Genomic DNA, 16,662 nt, shown 5'->3' on the forward strand with positions numbered 1-16,662 from the left:
ACGCTGAATAAAGGAAACATAGGAATATCATTCAACCCAGTTTGGCAGAAACGAAAAAGTAAAATTGGCAGGAAGAAGTGAGAGATAACGTAGCTCGGCGTTGATATTCACGTGGGTAATCAGCTTGGTATTTGAAATATAAAAAGCCCCGAATAGCGGGGCTTGGGGATTATTTTTTCGCCAGCTTGAATAGTTCAAAGAAATTCCAGCTGGTGGCTTCTGCCAATTCATTAAGCGGAATATGACGCAGATCGGCAATAAACTGCGCAACGTCTCGCACAAAGGCGGGTTCGTTCTCCCTCCCCCGATGCGGCACGGGGGCAAGATAGGGCGAGTCGGTTTCGACCAGCAATCTGTCGAGGGGAAGTACCTTGACCACCTCTTGCAGTGCAGACGCATTTTTGAAGGTGGCGATCCCGGAGATGGAGATATAGAACCCCATCGCCATCGCGGCTTGCGCCATCTCGAGAGACTCGGTGAAACAGTGCAGCACACCGCCAACCTGATCAGCGCCCTCTTCACGCATGATCTGCAAGGTATCTTGTTGAGCATCGCGAGTGTGGATGATCAGCGGCTTGTTCAGCGCGCGAGCAACCCGGATATGTTCGCGGAAAGAGGCTTGCTGAACTTCCTTATTCTCGGGCGAGTAAAAGTAATCGAGACCGGTCTCACCGATGGCCACCACACGTGGATCGGCAGCTTGCTTGAGCAGCAACTCGGCATCGACACCGGGTTCCTGATTGAGCGGATGTACCCCGCAAGAGGCAAACACCTGGGGATAGGGAGCGATCGCCTCGAGCATGGTCGGGAACTGTGCCTGAGTCACACTGACACAGAGAAAATATCCCACGTCCAGTTTCGCGGCCTTGGCAAGTACATCGGCCATGCTGGTCTGCTTGCTGCCATAGCTGAGGCGATCGAGATGACAGTGGGAATCAACGAGTAACATATACAACCTTTCTGCTTGTCGGTACTTATAACCAGCGACTGAGCCAGTTCATCAAATGGATGGTGGGATTGGAGAGCTGCCCCGGCTGGCAAGCGGCCTTGAGGGCAACCAGACCTTGTTCTGCTTCCAGCAATTTTTCGCTGGAGTGCTGCTCCGCCAACCGCTGACTCAAGATTGCCAGATCCGGCATTGCCAGCTGATGGTGACCACATCCGGCCTGGGTTTTCAGGGCATCGCACAAAAAGAGCTGCAACCAGTGCAACCTGACCTGCGTCTCCTGACCAAGCTGGCTGCACAGTGCTGTCGCCTTGACCGGACTTTGACTCAGGGCGACAAACTGTTCCAGCAATTCCCGGCGAGTCCCGTCCTGTTGCTGCTCGATATAGTCGAGTACCCGCAGCGGGGCCCCCTGACAGATCCGCACCTGAGCCAGAGTGGCCTGATGGCCCTGCTCGGCCAACCAGCGTACTGTTTCCCCTTCCGCAGGCAATTGACAGACATGTTTGTGACAGCGACTAAGAATGGTGGGAAGCAACCGGGAAACCTGGGAAGCGATCAGCAACAGCAAGCTGTCGCCGGCCGGCTCTTCCAGGGTTTTCAGCAGGGCATTGGCTGCCGATTCGGTCATCCGTTCCGCATCAGGAATGATCACCACCTTGCCACGGCCGAGCTGGGCAGAGCCCTGCAGCCGGGTGCAGATCTCGCGAATGGCCTCGACCCCGATGGTCTTGCTGTCGCGAGTTATGGTGCCGAGATCCGGGTGGTTGCCCTTGTCAAACAGTTGGCAAGAGTGGCACTGACCGCACGGCTCTCCGCGATCCGGTTGCTGGCAAAGGTGCAAACGCGCCAGCCGCTCGGCAAGTTGTTCCTTGCCAAGACCGGGATCGCCCAGCAACAACCAGGCGTGGCCGAGACGACCGGACTGGGCCGTCTGGCTCAGGGCATGCCAGTCAGGGATCAGCCAGGGATACATAGCGGTTCGTTCGACAGATAGTGATCCAATACACACTCGATGGCAGCTTTGACCTGTTCCGGCGTTTGCGCCGCATCGATCACCACAATGGAATCATCCGTGGCGGCCAGTTCGAGATAACGAGTTCGGGTACGCTCGAAGAAGCTCAGTTGCTCCAGTTCGATGCGATCCAGCTCGCCGCGATGGCGAGCACGCTGCAAGCCAAGGGCAGGATCGATATCGAGATAGAGGGTGAGATCCGGCTTGAAATTGCCAAGCACCGCCTGCTTGATGGCACCGATAAGCTGGGCATCGATACCACGGCCGCCACCCTGATAGGCCTGGGAGGAGAGATCGTGGCGATCCCCCACCACCCAGACACCGTCGGCCAGTGCGGGTTTGATGCGGGTCTCCACCAGTTGTACCCGGGAGGCATACATCAGCAGCAATTCCGCCTCGATGGTGAGGCGCTCGTCGTGCACCTCTTTGACGATGGCCCGCATCCGCTCGGCCAACGGCGTACCACCCGGCTCGCGGGTGCACTCGATCCGGTTGATGCCGTGGCGCTGCAGATAGTCGGTCACATAACGAACAGCCGAGCTCTTCCCTGCCCCTTCCAATCCTTCGATCACAATAAATTTAGACATTAGGGTTTCTTCAATATGTATTCGCGAACCGCCCGATTGTGTTCATCGAGGGTCTTGGAGAAATAGTGGGCACCGCCCCCCTTGGCGACAAAGTAGAGATAGTCGGTCGATTTGGGGTTGAGCGCTGCTTCGATGGAGGCCTTGCCCGGCATGGCGATGGGCGTGGGCGGCAGACCGTCGATCACATAAGTGTTGTAGGGATTCTTGTCGGTCAGATCACTGCGGCGAATGTTGCCGTCGTAGCGATCCTTCACCCCGTAAATGACGGTGGGATCGGTTTGCAACTTCATGCCCAGACGCAGACGGTTGACGAATACGGAGGCGATCTGCGCCCGCTCGTCCGGCTGGCCAGTCTCTTTCTCGATGATGGAAGCCATGATCAACGCCTCATAGGGCGTTTTGTAAGGCAGGTTGGCCTGACGTTTCTCCCAGCTCTGCTGCAGGAAAGTCTCCATATCCTGATGGGCGCGACGCAGGATCGAGAGATCGCTGGCATGGGTGGTATAAGCGTAGGTTTCCGGCAGGAACCACCCCTCCAGCTTGCCATTCTCGATGCCGAGCTCCTGCGCCAAGTCGGCTTCGGATTGCTCAACAGTCAATCGCTCAAGGTATGGGGCGCTGGAGAGCTGCTTCTGCCAATCCTCGAAACGGGAACCTTCGACGAAGGTGAGGCTGAAGTGAAACTCCTTACCCGATGCGAACAGAGAGAGGGTCTCCTTGAGGGGGGCACCTTCCTTGATTTCGTAGGTGCCCGATTTGATGGCCACCAGTTCGGGATGGCTACGCAGCCAGAGCCGCACCGCCCAGGGGCTGGTTTCCCCCTCACCCAGTTCGGCGATCAGGCGCGCCGCATGGGCGCCCTTCTCCACCGTAAAGAGCCGGGTCGGCCCCTTGTTGGTGAGCGTCTCTACCTGTTGCCATTTGTAATGTACATAGCCCCCGGCAGCGGCAACCGTCAGTGCCGCCCCCGCGAGCAGGGTGTAAAGCCGATTAAACTTCAATGACCAAACGCTCCTGTAAACGGCGACTCAATACCGCTGGGGGATAATGAATATCCTCGATGCCATTGACCGGCACGACCCCCATCAGGGTATTGGTGAGCCACACCTCTTCCGCCTGCCATAGTGACTCCAGCGGAGCCTCTACCACACGCAACTCAATACTCATCTGTTTCAACATCGCCATCACCTGGCGACGCATGATGCCATCGACACCACCGCGGGCGAGATCGGGCGTAAACACCGTCTTGCCCCGACGCCAAAACAGATTGGCACTGACCCCTTCAATCAGAAAACCGCGACTGTTAAGCACTATCCCTTCGACTGCATTTCGGCTGACAAGTTCGCTTTTCAGCAATACCTGCTCCAGACGATTCAAGGTTTTAAGCCCGGCCAGCATAGGCGCATCACCGATCCGCTGGTGGCACACCACCATCTCGATCCCCTCCTGTTGCCACTGGCCATAGTGAGTGGGAAATGGCGCCAGACTAACTATCCGGGTCGTGTGCTGACATCCGCTGCCGTCATAGCCCCGCCCCCCCTCGCCGCGGGTCAGGATCACCTTGGCCACGCATTGTGGCTGGTCGGCCACCATCTCTTCAACCTCCCGAGTCAGGAGATCCCAGTCCGGTTCAACCAATCCCAGCCGGTTGTTGGCCAGCTGCAACCGTGCCAGATGGGCAGGCCACTGCAACACGCGACCCTCCCTGACCGCCATGGTGGTGAAATGACCGTCACCATAAACCAGCCCCCGATCATGGGCCGAGATGGTATCAAGCTTCATGCCATTGATAAGCAAAGGGATCCCTCCGATAAAAAAGGCCCGATACCGGCAGTATCGGGCCTGTGTCTTTGCCCTGCGGCAAATTATACGCGTTTGAAGATCAGTGAGCCATTGGTGCCGCCAAAACCAAATGAGTTGGAAAGGGCGTACTCGAAGCTGCCAGGCTTGGCCACATGGGGCACCAGATCCAGGTCACACTCATCATCCGGGTTGTCCAGGTTGATGGTGGGCGGAGCCACCTGATCACGCAGGGCCAACACAGTGATGATCGCCTCGATGGCACCGGCGGCGCCCAACAGGTGACCGGTCATGGACTTGGTGGAGCTGACCATCAGGGATTTGGCGTGCTCACCAAACACCGACTTCATGCCACGCAGTTCAGCCACATCACCCAGCGGGGTGGAGGTGCCGTGCGCGTTGATGTAACCAATCTGCTCGGGGGCAATGCCGGCATCCTTGATAGCATTTTTCATGGCGCGAGCACCACCGTTGCCATCTGCAGGAGGCGCAGTCATGTGGTACGCGTCACCGCTCATGCCAAAACCGACCAGCTCGGCATAGATCTTGGCGCCACGGGCCTTGGCGTGTTCGTACTCTTCCAGCACCAGTACACCGGCACCGTCACCCAGCACAAAACCGTCGCGATCCTTATCCCACGGACGGCTCGCTTTTTGCGGCTCGTCGTTGCGGTTGGAGAGTGCCTTGGCGGCAGCAAAACCACCCATCCCCATCGCGGTGGAGGCTTTCTCGGCACCACCGGCGACCATCACATCGGCATCACCGTAAGCGATCATCCGGCCAGCCATGCCGATGGCATGGGTACCAGTGGTACAGGCGGTGGTCACGGCGATGTTCGGCCCTTGCAGACCTTTCATGATTGAGAGATGACCGGACACCATATTGATGATGGTGGACGGAACGAAGAAGGGACTGATCTTGCGCGGGCCACCGTTGACCAAGCTTTCGTGGTTCTGTTCAATCAGACCCAGACCGCCGATACCGGAGCCAATCGCCACGCCGACACGTTCGGCATTCTCTTCATTGATGGTCAGGCCGGAATCATCCAGCGCCTGCATACCGGCCGCGATGCCGTATTGAATGAAGAGATCCATCTTGCGAGCGTCTTTACGGTTGATACCGTACTGCTCGGGATCGAAATCCTTGACCAGACCTGCGAAGCGGGTTGCAAACTCGCTGGCATCAAAGTGTTCGATAAGGGAAATGCCGCTCTGCCCGTTGAGCAGTGCTTGCCAGCTGGATTCGGCAGTGTTACCCACCGGGGAAAGCATCCCCAAGCCGGTCACCACGACTCTGCGTTTTGACACTGAGGTAGTCTCCGAGAGGTGTTTTGAAAAGGAACAAATACAAAAGAAGCGGCCCTTGGGCCGCTTCTTTCAGAACAGGAACTTATTCCTGATTAGCGGTGATGTAGTCGATAGCCGCTTGAACAGTGGTGATCTTCTCGGCTTCTTCATCAGGAATTTCGGTATCGAATTCTTCTTCCAGCGCCATTACCAGTTCAACGGTATCCAAAGAGTCAGCGCCCAGGTCGTCGACGAAGGAGGCAGCGTTCTTAACGTCTTCCTCTTTAACACCCAGTTGTTCGATGATGATTTTCTTTACGCGTTCTTCGATGTTGCTCATGACCTGAATTTTCCTTTAAAAATACGCTATTTGCGTCTGGTTGGGGTAGTTTATTCAATTGACGTGAGTTTGCAAGTAGCTTGCCGCTGGTCAAACCACGAAATGTGCCAAACTTCGGCGTACTATCGCAAATTTGAACAGATCTTACGACAAATTGATTACACCATGTACATCCCGCCATTAACATGCAGGGTTTCGCCGGTGATATAGGCTGCTTCATCAGAAGCCAAGAATACCACAGCTGCGGCAATTTCTTTTGGATCACCCAAACGGGCGGCAGGCACCTGACTCATGATGCCGGCACGTTGATCGTCATTCAGGGCACGGGTCATGTCGGTTTCGATGAAACCGGGAGCAACCGCGTTCACTGTGATACCACGGGATGCCACTTCCCGCGCCAACGATTTGGTAAAACCAACCAGACCGGCCTTGGCGGCAGCATAGTTGACCTGACCGGCATTGCCCATGGTTCCCACCACGGAGCCAATGCTGATGATGCGACCGTGACGTTTCTTCATCATGGCACGCAACACCGGTTTGCTCAGACGGTAAAGCGAGGTCAGATTGGTATCGATGATCTCGTTCCACTCGTCATCTTTCATCCGCATCAACAGGTTGTCACGGGTGATACCCGCGTTGTTGATCAGGATGTCGATGTCGCCAAAGCGCGCCTTGATGGCGGCGAAGACGGCTTCGATGGATTCCTGGCTGGTCACGTTCAGTGCCATGCCGCAACCATTCTCGCCCAGATAGGCGCTGATCGCCTCGGCACCGCTCTCGCTGGTCGCCGTACCGACCACTTTCGCGCCACGGGCCACGAATGTTTCGGCAATCGCACGGCCGATACCACGACTGGCACCGGTCACCAACACAACCTTATCGGTAAAGCTCATCACTTGCTCCTGTTTACTTGATCTGGGCCAGCGCCTGCTCGAAAGAGGCGGCATCGTTGGCGTGAATACCTTCCACGCGCTTGTCGATGCGCTTGGCGAGCCCGGTCAACACTTTGCCCGGTCCCATCTCGATCTCGAGGGTAACGCCCTCATTGGCCATCCGCTCGACAGTCTCGGTCCAACGAACCGGGCTGAACAGCTGACGTACCAGCGCTTGCTTGATGGCGGCCGGATCCTGTTCACAGGATACGTCGACATTATTGATGACCGCGATGGTTGGAACCTTGATCTCGATCCCGTCCAGCGCAGCTGCCAGTTTTTCTGCGGCAGGTTTCATCAGCGCACAGTGAGACGGCACGGAGACCGGCAGCGGCAGCGCACGCTTGGCGCCCGACTCTTTCATCAGCACGTTGGCGCGCTCAACGGCCTCTTTGTGACCGGCGATAACCACTTGGCCTGGGGAGTTGAAGTTGACCGGAGAGACCACCTGCCCTTGTGCCGCTTTTTCGCAGTTGGCGGCGATGGATTCGTTATCCAGACCGATGATGGCCGCCATGGCGCCGGTGCCTTCCGGTACCGCTTCCTGCATGGCCAGACCACGCAGCTCGACCAGTTTGACCGCATCGGCAAAATCGAGTGCGCCGCAGCAAACCAGCGCGGAGTACTCACCCAGGCTGTGACCCGCCATCATGGCAGGAGTTGCCCCACCCTGCTGTTGCCACAGGCGCCACAGGGCGACAGAGGCAGTCAGCAGCGCAGGCTGGGTGCGCCAGGTTTTGTTCAGATCTTCAACCGGACCATCCATCACCAGGGCAAACAGGTCATAACCCAGCACCTGGCTCGCCTCGGCGAAGGTTTCCTTGATCACGGCATGTTGTTCGGCCAGCTCGGCCAGCATGCCAACGGACTGGGAACCTTGTCCCGGGAAGGCAATGGCAAATTGGGTCATCATTGATTCCTTTTAGATAAGACAAAAATGAAATCGGTGACGGGATGATGGGCGCACCATCCCGCCGAAGATCAGAGGCGAACCAGCGCCGAGCCCCAGGCAAAACCGCCGCCGAAGGCCTCCAGCAGTACCAGCTGACCCGGTTTGATCCGGCCATCCCGCACCCCTTCGTCAAAGGCGACCGGAACGGAAGCGGCAGAGGTATTGCCGTGCTTGTCGAGGGTCAGTACCACGTTATCGAGGCTCATACCCAACTTCTTGGCGGTGGCGCTGATGATGCGGAAGTTGGCTTGATGCGGCACCAGCCAGTCCAGCTCGCTCGGTTCAATACCGGCAGCTGCCAACGTTTCGGTGACGATCTCGCTCAGACGGGTGACCGCGACCTTGAAGACATCGTTGCCCTTCATATACATGTAGGCTTCGAGCTCGGCACCCGGCATGCCGCGGCGAGGGTGCGGCAGCTTGAGCAGCTCGCCATAACGGCCATCGGCATGAAGATGGGTAGAGAGGATGCCCGGCGTCTCGCTGGCACCGACAATCACAGCCCCTGCCCCGTCACCAAACAGGATGATGGTGCCGCGATCTTGCGGATCGCACATGCGGGAGAGCACATCGGCCCCGACAACCAGCACATGGCGGGCGGCGCCGGATTTGACGAACTGATCGGCAATGGAGAGCGCGTAGGTGAAACCTGCGCAGGCTGCAGCCACGTCAAAGGCAGGAATGCCCGGTACGCCGAGCAGCCCCTGCAGCTCGCAGGCAGCAGCCGGGAAGGCATTTTCAGCACTGGTGGTCGCCAGCACTATCATATCGAGATCGGCAGCGGTCAGACCTGCTGCATCCAGGGCACGCAGGGCGGCCTGGTAAGAGAGGGTGGCAACGGTCTCGTCAGCCCCGGCAATACGGCGCTCACGGATACCGGTGCGTTCCACGATCCACTCATCACTGGTCTCAACCATCTGCTCGAGATCGGCGTTGGTACGCACTGAACTAGGCAGGTAGCTGCCAGTACCCAGAATTTTGCTATGCATAGAGTTCTTATAGATCCCTGTCAGAGAAGACAGCTTCAAGGCGATCTGCTATTTGCAGTGGAAGTTGATGTTTGGCCTCTTGTGCGGCCAGCAGGATCGCATTACACAGAGCGCGCCGTTCGGCCCGCCCATGACTTTTTACCACAATGCCGCGCAATCCTAACAGACTTGCTCCGTTATACTGGTCGGGGTTCAGGTAAGAAAAACGCCGTTTGAACATAAATCCGGCGATCCGGCCAAGAAAAGTGCGTTTCTTGCGGGGATATCCGGCCAGCTGGGCCATCATCCGCACCACCCCTTCTGCCGTCTTGAGGGCGACATTGCCGACAAAACCGTCGCAGACGATCACGTCGCTGTCGCCGCTGAAGATGCGATCCCCTTCTACAAACCCGACATAATTGAGCGCGTGGCACTGACGCAACAATTCGGCGCTGTGGCGCACCAGATCGTTGCCCTTGATCTCCTCCTCGCCGATGTTGAGCAAGGCAACACGGGGGGATGCAATGCCTTCTACCTTTTCGGCCACGACGGAGCCCATCACCGCAAACTGCAGCAAGGTATCCGCATCGCAACTGACGTTGGCGCCTAGATCCAGCATCACGGTGCGTTTGCCACTCAATGTCGGCAACGCCTTGATGAGGGCGGGTCTGTCTACCCCGGGCAGGGATTTGAGCACGCACTTGGCCATCGCCATCAACGCACCGGTATTGCCGGCACTGACGCAGGCATCGGCCTCACCGGCTTTCACCAGATTGAGTACCACCCGCATGGAGGAGTCTTTCAGAGTACGCAACGCCACGATCGGTTTATCGCCCATGCCAACCACCTGGGATGCATGCACGAAACGAACGCGGGGATGATTCAGCAAGCCATGTTGCTGCAGCAAAGAAGAGGTCTGGTGCTGGTCGCCGACCAGGATCAGTTTTAGCTGGGGTAAAAGAGACAGTGCCTGCACGGCGGCAGGCACTGTTTCCGAGGGGCCAATATCTCCCCCCATGATGTCTAGCGCGACAGTTTGCGTAGACAAAGGCAATCCTTAAGCGATTACCTTTTTACCGCGGTAGAAACCATCGGCAGTCACGTGGTGACGACGATGAATTTCGCCACTGGTCTGATCAACAGTCAGGGCAGCGGTGGTCAGCGCATCGTGGGAACGACGCATGCCACGCTTGGCACGGGTTTTACGGTTCTGTTGTACGGCCATTGTAGGCTAACTCCTAAATTCACTTACGTTTAAGCTCTTCAAGAACTGCAAAGGGATTCGGCCGCTCATCAGCAGGTTCGATTTCACCCCAGGTCATCTCCATGTTTCCTCTCGGGCATGCATCCAGAGAATGCATTGCGACTTGAGGCAACGAGAGGATGAGCTCATCCTCCAGGATTTGATGAAGATCTATCTCGCCGTTTTCGTCCAACTCAATGGGCTCATAAGCTTCCGGCAGTTCTTCCTCGTTTGTTCTTTCGAACAGCGGAGTGTAGATAAATTCAGCTTCACAGAGGTGTTCGAATGTCTCTCCACAACGTTGGCAAACCAGGTCAACCTTGGCATGGGCAGTGCCTTTCATAACGGTCAACTTCTGGACATCTTTGCCAAAGTGCAGTGATACATCGATATCACTCTGCAAGCCAGCGGTTGATTCCTCCAGCCTGGGCATCTGCGACTTTTCCACTATCCCGATGTAATCGAGTAGCTTCAAGGCACTACGGACTGGATCAACCTTAACGGGCAACTTCACCTTTTGCATAGGGCGCGAATAATATAGGTCCAACAACTGATAGTCAAAGGAAAAAGTCCTTACCGCCGATGATTTTAACGTCACAAGTCCCTAGAATGCCGGTACTTGCTTTCATCGGTACCTGATTATGCCACAGAATCTGATCCTCGCCTCAACTTCTCGCTATCGCAAAGCCCTGCTGGATAAGCTCGGCCTCCCCTTTGAATGTGCCGCCCCCGATGTGGATGAGCAACCGCTGGCTGGCGAATCCGCCGAGGCGCTGGTGACAAGACTGGCTCGTGCCAAGGCTGATGCCATCGCCGGGCAACGTGATCACGGCTTGATCATCGGATCTGATCAGGTGTGTGTCTGCGATAATCACATCCTCGGCAAACCGGGCACCATCGACAATGCCATCGCCCAGCTGATGGCGGCTCAAGGTCGCAGCGTCACCTTCTACACCGGCCTGTGCGTGGTAAATGCCGCAACCGGTGAGGCTCATCAACTGGTGGAGCCTTTCACCGTCCATTTTCGCAACCTCGATGAAGCCGCCATTCGCCGCTATGTAGAGGCTGAACTGCCCCTCGATTGTGCGGGCAGTTTCAAATGCGAAGGGATGGGGATCGTGCTGTTCAAGGGGCTGGAAGGGCGCGATCCTAACGCCTTGATCGGTCTGCCGCTGATCGGCCTGATCGAGCTGCTGGAGCGCCACGGTATTGCCCTGCCCTGATCGCGGACGAATAGATAAGCTAGATCGAGCATATAAAAAGCCCGGTCAATAGACCGGGCTTCTGTTATCAATCAGATCGACGTCTCTTAAAGAGAGGCGTCTATAACAGCCCGCGAAGAGCCGCCATAGAATCCACTACCGCCACTGGCCCGTGACGACTGAGGGCATCGCGGCTATCTACACCCCAAGTAACGCCGATGCGCGGCATGGCAATTGCCTCGGCCATCGCCATATCGTGAACAGAGTCGCCGATCATTACTGCCTGCCGGGGTGACAGCCCCAGCTCGTCCAGGATCTGCTCAAGCATCAGCGGATCAGGCTTGGAGCGGGCCTCATCGGCCCCTCGGCTAGCCACAAACAACGGGCGTAGCCCGGTTTCATCCAATACCCGATCCAGCCCGCGGCGTGATTTCCCGGTCGCGACGGCCAGTTGCAGCCCTCGTGACTGCCAGTCATGCAGCAACTCCCCAGCCCCGGCAAACAACGGGCTGGGGGTGGCATCGTGCAGATAGTGATGACGATAGCGATCGATGAGTGCGGCAATCTGGCGCTCACCGCTGGTGGCGCCACTGCCACTGCATAAGGGGAACAGACGGGACATGGCGACATCGAGGCTCAATCCGATAATCTGCCGGATCTGGGACGGTGCAGGTACCGCCAGCTCACAATCTCTGGCGGCCCCTTGCACACAGGCAACAATCCGGCCTACCGAATCCATCAGGGTGCCGTCCCAATCGAAAATGGCGAGCCGGATATCCTGCATCAGCGTGGCAAGCCGTTGAGGAAGTTGTCGAGTTCAGGTGCCAGCGGTGCTTCTACCTGCATCTCGCGACCATCGGCCGGATGGGTGAAGCTGAGCTTCCAGGCATGCAAAAAGAGCCGTTTTAGCCCTTGGCTGCGCATTTTCTCGTCAAACGCCGCTTCACCGTACTTATCGTCACAGGCGATCGGGTGACCGGCATGTAGGGTGTGCACGCGGATCTGGTGAGTTCGGCCTGTGATGGGGCTGCACTCGACCAGAGTCGCTTCGGCAAATTGACGCACTATGCGGAACCGGGTTTCGGAGGGCTTGCCATCGGCGCTGACCCGCACTACACGTTCACCTGACTGCAGATCGTTTTTGCGCAGCGGGGCATTGACCACCTTGACGTGAGCCTGCCATTTGCCGCGCACCAGCGCCAGATACTGCTTGCGCATGGTCTTGACCCGCAACTGCTCATGCAGGCTGCGCAGGGCGCTGCGTTTCTTGGCAACCAGTAATACACCAGAGGTGTCGCGATCCAGTCGATGAACCAATTCGAGGAAGCGGGCTTCCGGCCGCAGGGCGCGCAGCCCTTCAATCACGCCAAAGCTCAGACCGCTGCCACCGTGTACTGCCATGCCGGAGGGCTTGTTCAGCACGATCATGGCATCGTCTTCGAACAGGATCTGGCTCTCCAGACGCTGGATAACTCCGAGGTTGGCTGAAGGCAGCTCATTTTTCTCTGCAACGCGCACGGGGGGAACCCGCACCTCGTCACCTGCGCAGAGTTTGTACTCCGGTTTGATGCGCTTTTTGTTTACCCGCACTTCGCCTTTGCGAAGGATGCGATAGATCAGGCTCTTGGGGACGCCCTTTAGCTGAGTCTTGAGAAAATTGTCGATGCGCTGCCCGTCATGCTCAGCTTCGATGGTGAGCAGCTGCACTTGTTGTTGTATCTGTGTCATGGCGCGGATTTTAACACTGCCAGCGCCCCTTGGCTGCATGGTTTGTTGAAAAATGGCGCCTTGCTATAAAAGAGGTTTAAATGGGATAATAAACAAGGTTTTGTCATTGTGTTCAAGCCTTGTACTAAGTGGCCAAAAAGTATGCCACCCAATCCCGAAACACCGTGTATACAAGAACATGACGGTTCCCGGGTGCGAGGTACAACGCATGGAGAACACAAACATCACCGTTTATTTGTCTCCATTTCGGCATCCTTATTCATTCCTTCTCGAGAAGTGATGACCAGAACGCCCTTAGTTTGCGCCTCATGCATACCCCAACCGGGAGGTTGCCCCAGTATGCTGAAGACCCGAGGCCGGCGCTGGCAGGACCCAGATGGAGGAAATCAAAATGACACAATAATGAGAACTCAATGAAAAGAATGCTTATCAACGCAACTCAAGAAGAGGAGTTGCGCGTAGCGCTGGTTGACGGACAACAGCTCTACGATTTGGATATTGAAAGTCCGGGACACGAGCAGAAGAAAGCGAACATTTACAAGGGTAAAATCACCCGCGTAGAACCCAGCCTTGAAGCTGCTTTTGTCGACTACGGCGCCGAGCGCCACGGTTTCCTGCCGTTGAAGGAGATCGCCCGCAATTACTTCCCCTCCGGTTACTCCTATCAGGGTCGTCCCAACATCAAAGAAGTGGTCCGCGAAGGTCAGGAAGTTATCGTCCAGATCGACAAGGAAGAGCGTGGCACCAAGGGTGCAGCCCTCACCACCTTTATCAGCCTGGCAGGTAGCTACCTGGTACTGATGCCCAACAACCCCCGTGCCGGTGGAATCTCCCGCCGCATCGAGGGTGATGAGCGGACTGAACTGAAAGAAGCACTGAGCGGATTGACCGTGCCGGAAGGCATGGGCCTGATCGTGCGCACCGCCGGTGTGGGCAAGTCGCCAGAAGAGCTAGAGTGGGATTTGAACGTTCTGCTCAACCACTGGGACTCCATCCACAAGGCCTCCCAGGAGCGCGCCGCGCCGGTGCTGATCCACCAGGAAAGCAACGTCATCGTGCGTGCCATCCGTGACTATCTGCGTCGCGATGTGGGCGAGATCCTGATCGACAATCCGGTGATTTTCGAACGCGCCAAGGCCCATATCGAGCTGGTACGTCCCGATTTCCTCAACCGCGTGAAGCTGTACAAGGGTGAAGTTGCCCTGTTCAACCACTTCCAGATTGAGAGCCAGATCGAATCTGCCTTCCAGCGTGAAGTGCGCCTCCCCTCCGGCGGCAGCATCGTTATCGATCCGACCGAAGCACTGACCTCCATCGATATCAACTCCTCCCGCGCCACCAAGGGCGGCGATATCGAAGAGACTGCGCTGCAAACCAACCTGGAAGCCGCCGACGAAATTGCCCGTCAATTGCGTCTGCGCGACTTGGGTGGCCTGATCGTAATCGACTTCATCGACATGACCCCGGTTCGCCATCAGCGCGAAGTGGAAAACCGTCTGCGTGAAGCGGTTCATCAGGATCGGGCCCGCATCCAGCTGGGCCGGATCTCCCGTTTCGGTCTGCTGGAGATGTCTCGCCAGCGTCTGCGCCCCTCCCTCAATGAATCCAGCAGCCATATCTGCCCCCGTTGCCAGGGTCAAGGCGTGATCCGTGACAACGAATCTCTCGCCCTGTCCATCCTGCGTCTCATCGAAGAAGAGGCGATGAAGGACAACACCGAGCAGGTTCACGGTCAGGTGCCGGTTGATGTGGCCGCATATCTGCTTAACGAGAAGCGTGCCGCCATCGCCAGTCTGGAACAGCGCAATGATGTGCGTGTTTACATCATTCCGAACCAGCATCTGGAAACCCCGCACTACGAAGTGACTCGCATTCGTCAGAACGAGATCCCGGAAGCGGCCAGCTACGAGCTGAAAACCGAGATTGCCAAGCCGGTCTACCAACCGAAGCAAGCTCAGGTGATCGAGCGTGAGCAACCGCTGCTGCAAGGCTTTGCCCAGCCGACTCAACCCGCGCCAGTTGCAGCACAGCAGCAGACAGCCCCGGCCGTTGCCGCTGCACCTGCCGAAGCAGGTTTCTTCAGCAAACTGATCAAAGGCATTACCGGCCTGTTCAGCAGCGATGCAGCCCCTGCCGACGTAAAAGCGTCCGCCGAGAAACCTGCTGCTCGTGAAGCACGCAAGGATGAAGGTCAACGTCACCAGCGCGAAGAAGGTCGTGGCCGTGGTCAGCGTCCTCGTCGTGACGACAATCGTGGCAACCGCAACAATGCGGAAGCTGGCGAGAAGCGTGAAGGCGGCAACCGCGAAGGTGGTGAAAACCGCAATCGCCGTCCGCGTAAAGAGCGCGAGCCGCGTCAGGAGCGTGAAGCTCGTGGTGAGGTGCGCAGCGAACAGCGCATGGAACGTGAACCCCGTCAGGAGCGCGAGCCTCGCGAACCGCGTCAGGAACGTGCGCCACGTCCTGCCCGTGAACCTCGTGCTCCCCGTGAGCCGCGCGCCGAAGTCGTTGTTGACGCGGTAGACGCCGTTGATGCAGCTGCCGCCCAGCCACGTCAGGAAAAAGAGCAGAAAGTGGCCGAGCGCCGCGAACGTCGCCAACTGCGCAAGCAGATCCGCGTCGATGTCGCCGCTGCTGACACCCCTGCCCTGCCGGTTGACGAAGTACCAACGCAAGCTGAAGTGATCGATGCTACCGTGGGTAACGAGCAGGAAGAGCAGAGTGAAGGCCAGCGCCGTTCACGCCGTACTCCGCGCAGCCAGCGCATCGAAGGCCAACGCCGCAAGCGCATCAACGAAGATGCCCGCAGCCAACGTGACGAAGAACAGCAAGATACCACCACTCTGACCACCGCAGCCCAGGCAGATATTGCCAAAGCGCAGGTTGAAGAACCGGTAGTGCCTGTTGTTACCATCCCGAGCGCTGAAGCCGTCGCTGCTGCCCTGCAAGCCTCTGCGGCACTGACCGAGCATGTGGTTGTCGAAGCCGTTGCTGAAGAAGCTGCCGAGCAGGCTGCTGCCCAGGTTGAAGCAACTCAAACCGATGTGACCGCTAGCCCGGTTGTTGCAGCTGTCGCAGAAGTCGTGGTTGCAGCAGAGCCGGAAGTTGCCGTTGTCGCAGCTCCGGCTGTCGACATGGCTGCCACTGAAGTCGTTGAAACTGCTCAGGTTGTTGAAGAAGCCCCTGCTGTCAGCACTCCTGTCGTGGAAGCTGAACCGGCTGCAGTCGAAATGCCAGTTGCTGTTGTCGAAGCCCCGGCACCTGTCGCTGCCGTTGCGGTGGAAGAGACTCCGGTCGTTACCAAACAGGTATCTCACGGTGCCGGCCTGCTGGCTCGTGCCCGCAAAGCATCCGCGCCGATGGCAACCCCTGCCGAAGCCCCTGCCCTGCCTGCTCGTGAGCCGGTTAACTACCCGCCGCTGGTACGCAACGAAGTGAGCACATCAGGTCGTCATGGTGGCAGCACTGCCGCCGTCAACGTGGCCACCTGCCCGGCCGGTCGCCCCTAAGCAACCCGCGTTGACCCCCTAAACAAAAGCCACACCAACCGGTGTGGCTTTTTTATTTCTCGGGTCCCGTCCTGAATATGGTTTACACCTTTCCCCCCAATAAATGGAGAACCCGATGGGACAAGGTGTGAAACGGACACAGCGCGATTACTCG

The 16,662-nt window shown here is 57.5% G+C and carries 17 protein-coding genes; 2 read left to right on the forward strand and 15 right to left on the reverse strand.

Annotated features, from left to right (window positions below; all coding sequences use genetic code 11):
* Nucleotides 1-169: 169 nt before the first annotated feature.
* The 13 genes from ACW5XC_RS17915 to yceD form a co-directional block, all read right to left on the reverse strand.
* Nucleotides 170-949, reverse strand: a complete 780-nt coding sequence (locus ACW5XC_RS17915; protein WP_042055053.1) for a TatD family hydrolase — start codon at nucleotides 947-949, stop codon at nucleotides 170-172.
* Nucleotides 950-974: 25 nt separating this feature from the next.
* Nucleotides 975-1,922, reverse strand: a complete 948-nt coding sequence (gene holB, locus ACW5XC_RS17920) for a DNA polymerase III subunit delta' (protein WP_042055054.1) — start codon at nucleotides 1,920-1,922, stop codon at nucleotides 975-977.
* Nucleotides 1,907-2,548: a dTMP kinase gene (gene tmk / locus ACW5XC_RS17925; protein ID WP_042055055.1), complete on the reverse strand. Its 642-nt coding sequence runs from the start codon at nucleotides 2,546-2,548 to the stop codon at nucleotides 1,907-1,909. The genes holB and tmk overlap by 16 nt, the downstream gene beginning before the upstream one ends.
* Nucleotides 2,548-3,549 carry an endolytic transglycosylase MltG gene (gene mltG, locus ACW5XC_RS17930; protein WP_005333156.1) on the reverse strand — a complete coding sequence of 334 codons (1,002 nt, stop codon included), beginning with the start codon at nucleotides 3,547-3,549 and terminating at the stop codon, nucleotides 2,548-2,550. The genes tmk and mltG overlap by 1 nt, the downstream gene beginning before the upstream one ends.
* Entirely contained in the window at nucleotides 3,539-4,345 is an 807-nt protein-coding gene (pabC, locus tag ACW5XC_RS17935; RefSeq protein WP_042055060.1) for an aminodeoxychorismate lyase, read from the reverse strand. The genes mltG and pabC overlap by 11 nt, the downstream gene beginning before the upstream one ends.
* A 68-nt stretch (nucleotides 4,346-4,413) precedes the next feature.
* Entirely contained in the window at nucleotides 4,414-5,655 is a 1,242-nt protein-coding gene (fabF, locus tag ACW5XC_RS17940) for a beta-ketoacyl-ACP synthase II (RefSeq protein ID WP_005360452.1), read from the reverse strand.
* An 82-nt stretch (nucleotides 5,656-5,737) separates the two neighbouring features.
* A complete protein-coding gene (gene acpP / locus ACW5XC_RS17945) occupies nucleotides 5,738-5,974 on the reverse strand; it encodes an acyl carrier protein (RefSeq protein ID WP_005300909.1) in 237 nt (78 codons plus the stop codon).
* Nucleotides 5,975-6,132: 158 nt separating this feature from the next.
* Nucleotides 6,133-6,867 carry a 3-oxoacyl-ACP reductase FabG gene (gene fabG, locus ACW5XC_RS17950; RefSeq protein ID WP_005333159.1) on the reverse strand — a complete coding sequence of 245 codons (735 nt, stop codon included), beginning with the start codon at nucleotides 6,865-6,867 and terminating at the stop codon, nucleotides 6,133-6,135.
* A gap of 13 nt (nucleotides 6,868-6,880) precedes the next feature.
* Nucleotides 6,881-7,816 carry an ACP S-malonyltransferase gene (gene fabD, locus ACW5XC_RS17955; RefSeq protein WP_042055062.1) on the reverse strand — a complete coding sequence of 312 codons (936 nt, stop codon included), beginning with the start codon at nucleotides 7,814-7,816 and terminating at the stop codon, nucleotides 6,881-6,883.
* A 71-nt stretch (nucleotides 7,817-7,887) separates the two neighbouring features.
* Nucleotides 7,888-8,847 (reverse strand): beta-ketoacyl-ACP synthase III, encoded by a 960-nt coding sequence (locus tag ACW5XC_RS17960; protein ID WP_042055063.1) that lies wholly within the window; start codon nucleotides 8,845-8,847, stop codon nucleotides 7,888-7,890.
* Between the two features lie 7 nt (nucleotides 8,848-8,854).
* A complete protein-coding gene (gene plsX / locus ACW5XC_RS17965; protein ID WP_005351844.1) occupies nucleotides 8,855-9,874 on the reverse strand; it encodes a phosphate acyltransferase PlsX in 1,020 nt (339 codons plus the stop codon).
* A 9-nt stretch (nucleotides 9,875-9,883) separates the two neighbouring features.
* The gene (rpmF, locus tag ACW5XC_RS17970) at nucleotides 9,884-10,051 is read right to left on the reverse strand and encodes a 50S ribosomal protein L32 (RefSeq protein ID WP_005300935.1); all 168 of its coding nucleotides are present in this window, start codon (nucleotides 10,049-10,051) and stop codon (nucleotides 9,884-9,886) included.
* A 19-nt stretch (nucleotides 10,052-10,070) separates the two neighbouring features.
* Nucleotides 10,071-10,592 (reverse strand): 23S rRNA accumulation protein YceD, encoded by a 522-nt coding sequence (gene yceD, locus ACW5XC_RS17975; protein ID WP_013723766.1) that lies wholly within the window; start codon nucleotides 10,590-10,592, stop codon nucleotides 10,071-10,073.
* A 118-nt stretch (nucleotides 10,593-10,710) separates the two neighbouring features.
* Here yceD and ACW5XC_RS17980 point away from each other — a divergent pair, with 118 nt between their 5' ends.
* Nucleotides 10,711-11,292 carry a Maf family protein gene (locus tag ACW5XC_RS17980; protein ID WP_042055065.1) on the forward strand — a complete coding sequence of 194 codons (582 nt, stop codon included), beginning with the start codon at nucleotides 10,711-10,713 and terminating at the stop codon, nucleotides 11,290-11,292.
* A 100-nt stretch (nucleotides 11,293-11,392) separates the two neighbouring features.
* Here the strand turns inward: ACW5XC_RS17980 and ACW5XC_RS17985 are convergent, their stop codons facing one another.
* A complete protein-coding gene (locus tag ACW5XC_RS17985) occupies nucleotides 11,393-12,055 on the reverse strand; it encodes an HAD family hydrolase (protein ID WP_042055067.1) in 663 nt (220 codons plus the stop codon).
* On the reverse strand, nucleotides 12,055-12,999 hold the full coding sequence (gene rluC / locus ACW5XC_RS17990) for a 23S rRNA pseudouridine(955/2504/2580) synthase RluC (RefSeq protein WP_005351815.1): 945 nt from the start codon (nucleotides 12,997-12,999) through the stop codon (nucleotides 12,055-12,057). Before rluC ends, ACW5XC_RS17985 begins: the two co-directional genes overlap by 1 nt.
* Nucleotides 13,000-13,412: 413 nt before the next feature.
* Here rluC and rne point away from each other — a divergent pair, with 413 nt between their 5' ends.
* Complete coding sequence (rne, locus tag ACW5XC_RS17995; RefSeq protein WP_042055070.1) at nucleotides 13,413-16,508, forward strand: ribonuclease E; 3,096 nt, start codon at nucleotides 13,413-13,415, stop codon at nucleotides 16,506-16,508.
* The last annotated feature ends 154 nt before the right edge of the window (nucleotides 16,509-16,662 follow it).

Source organism: Aeromonas sp. 25-AL00135, from assembly GCF_054052385.1.

What these genes read in the sequence shown, in the direction of transcription:
- ACW5XC_RS17915 (WP_042055053.1), bottom strand. Translation starts at nt 949, where the DNA reads ATGTTACTCGTTGATTCCCACTGTCATCTCGATCGCCTCAGCTATGGC.
- holB (WP_042055054.1), bottom strand. Translation starts at nt 1,922, where the DNA reads ATGTATCCCTGGCTGATCCCTGACTGGCATGCCCTGAGCCAGACGGCC.
- tmk (WP_042055055.1), bottom strand. Translation starts at nt 2,548, where the DNA reads ATGTCTAAATTTATTGTGATCGAAGGATTGGAAGGGGCAGGGAAGAGC.
- acpP (WP_005300909.1), bottom strand. Translation starts at nt 5,974, where the DNA reads ATGAGCAACATCGAAGAACGCGTAAAGAAAATCATCATCGAACAACTG.
- fabG (WP_005333159.1), bottom strand. Translation starts at nt 6,867, where the DNA reads ATGAGCTTTACCGATAAGGTTGTGTTGGTGACCGGTGCCAGTCGTGGT.
- fabD (WP_042055062.1), bottom strand. Translation starts at nt 7,816, where the DNA reads ATGACCCAATTTGCCATTGCCTTCCCGGGACAAGGTTCCCAGTCCGTT.
- ACW5XC_RS17960 (WP_042055063.1), bottom strand. Translation starts at nt 8,847, where the DNA reads ATGCATAGCAAAATTCTGGGTACTGGCAGCTACCTGCCTAGTTCAGTG.
- rpmF (WP_005300935.1), bottom strand. Translation starts at nt 10,051, where the DNA reads ATGGCCGTACAACAGAACCGTAAAACCCGTGCCAAGCGTGGCATGCGT.
- yceD (WP_013723766.1), bottom strand. Translation starts at nt 10,592, where the DNA reads ATGCAAAAGGTGAAGTTGCCCGTTAAGGTTGATCCAGTCCGTAGTGCC.
- ACW5XC_RS17980 (WP_042055065.1), top strand. Translation starts at nt 10,711, where the DNA reads ATGCCACAGAATCTGATCCTCGCCTCAACTTCTCGCTATCGCAAAGCC.
- ACW5XC_RS17985 (WP_042055067.1), bottom strand. Translation starts at nt 12,055, where the DNA reads ATGCAGGATATCCGGCTCGCCATTTTCGATTGGGACGGCACCCTGATG.
- rluC (WP_005351815.1), bottom strand. Translation starts at nt 12,999, where the DNA reads ATGACACAGATACAACAACAAGTGCAGCTGCTCACCATCGAAGCTGAG.
- rne (WP_042055070.1), top strand. Translation starts at nt 13,413, where the DNA reads ATGAAAAGAATGCTTATCAACGCAACTCAAGAAGAGGAGTTGCGCGTA.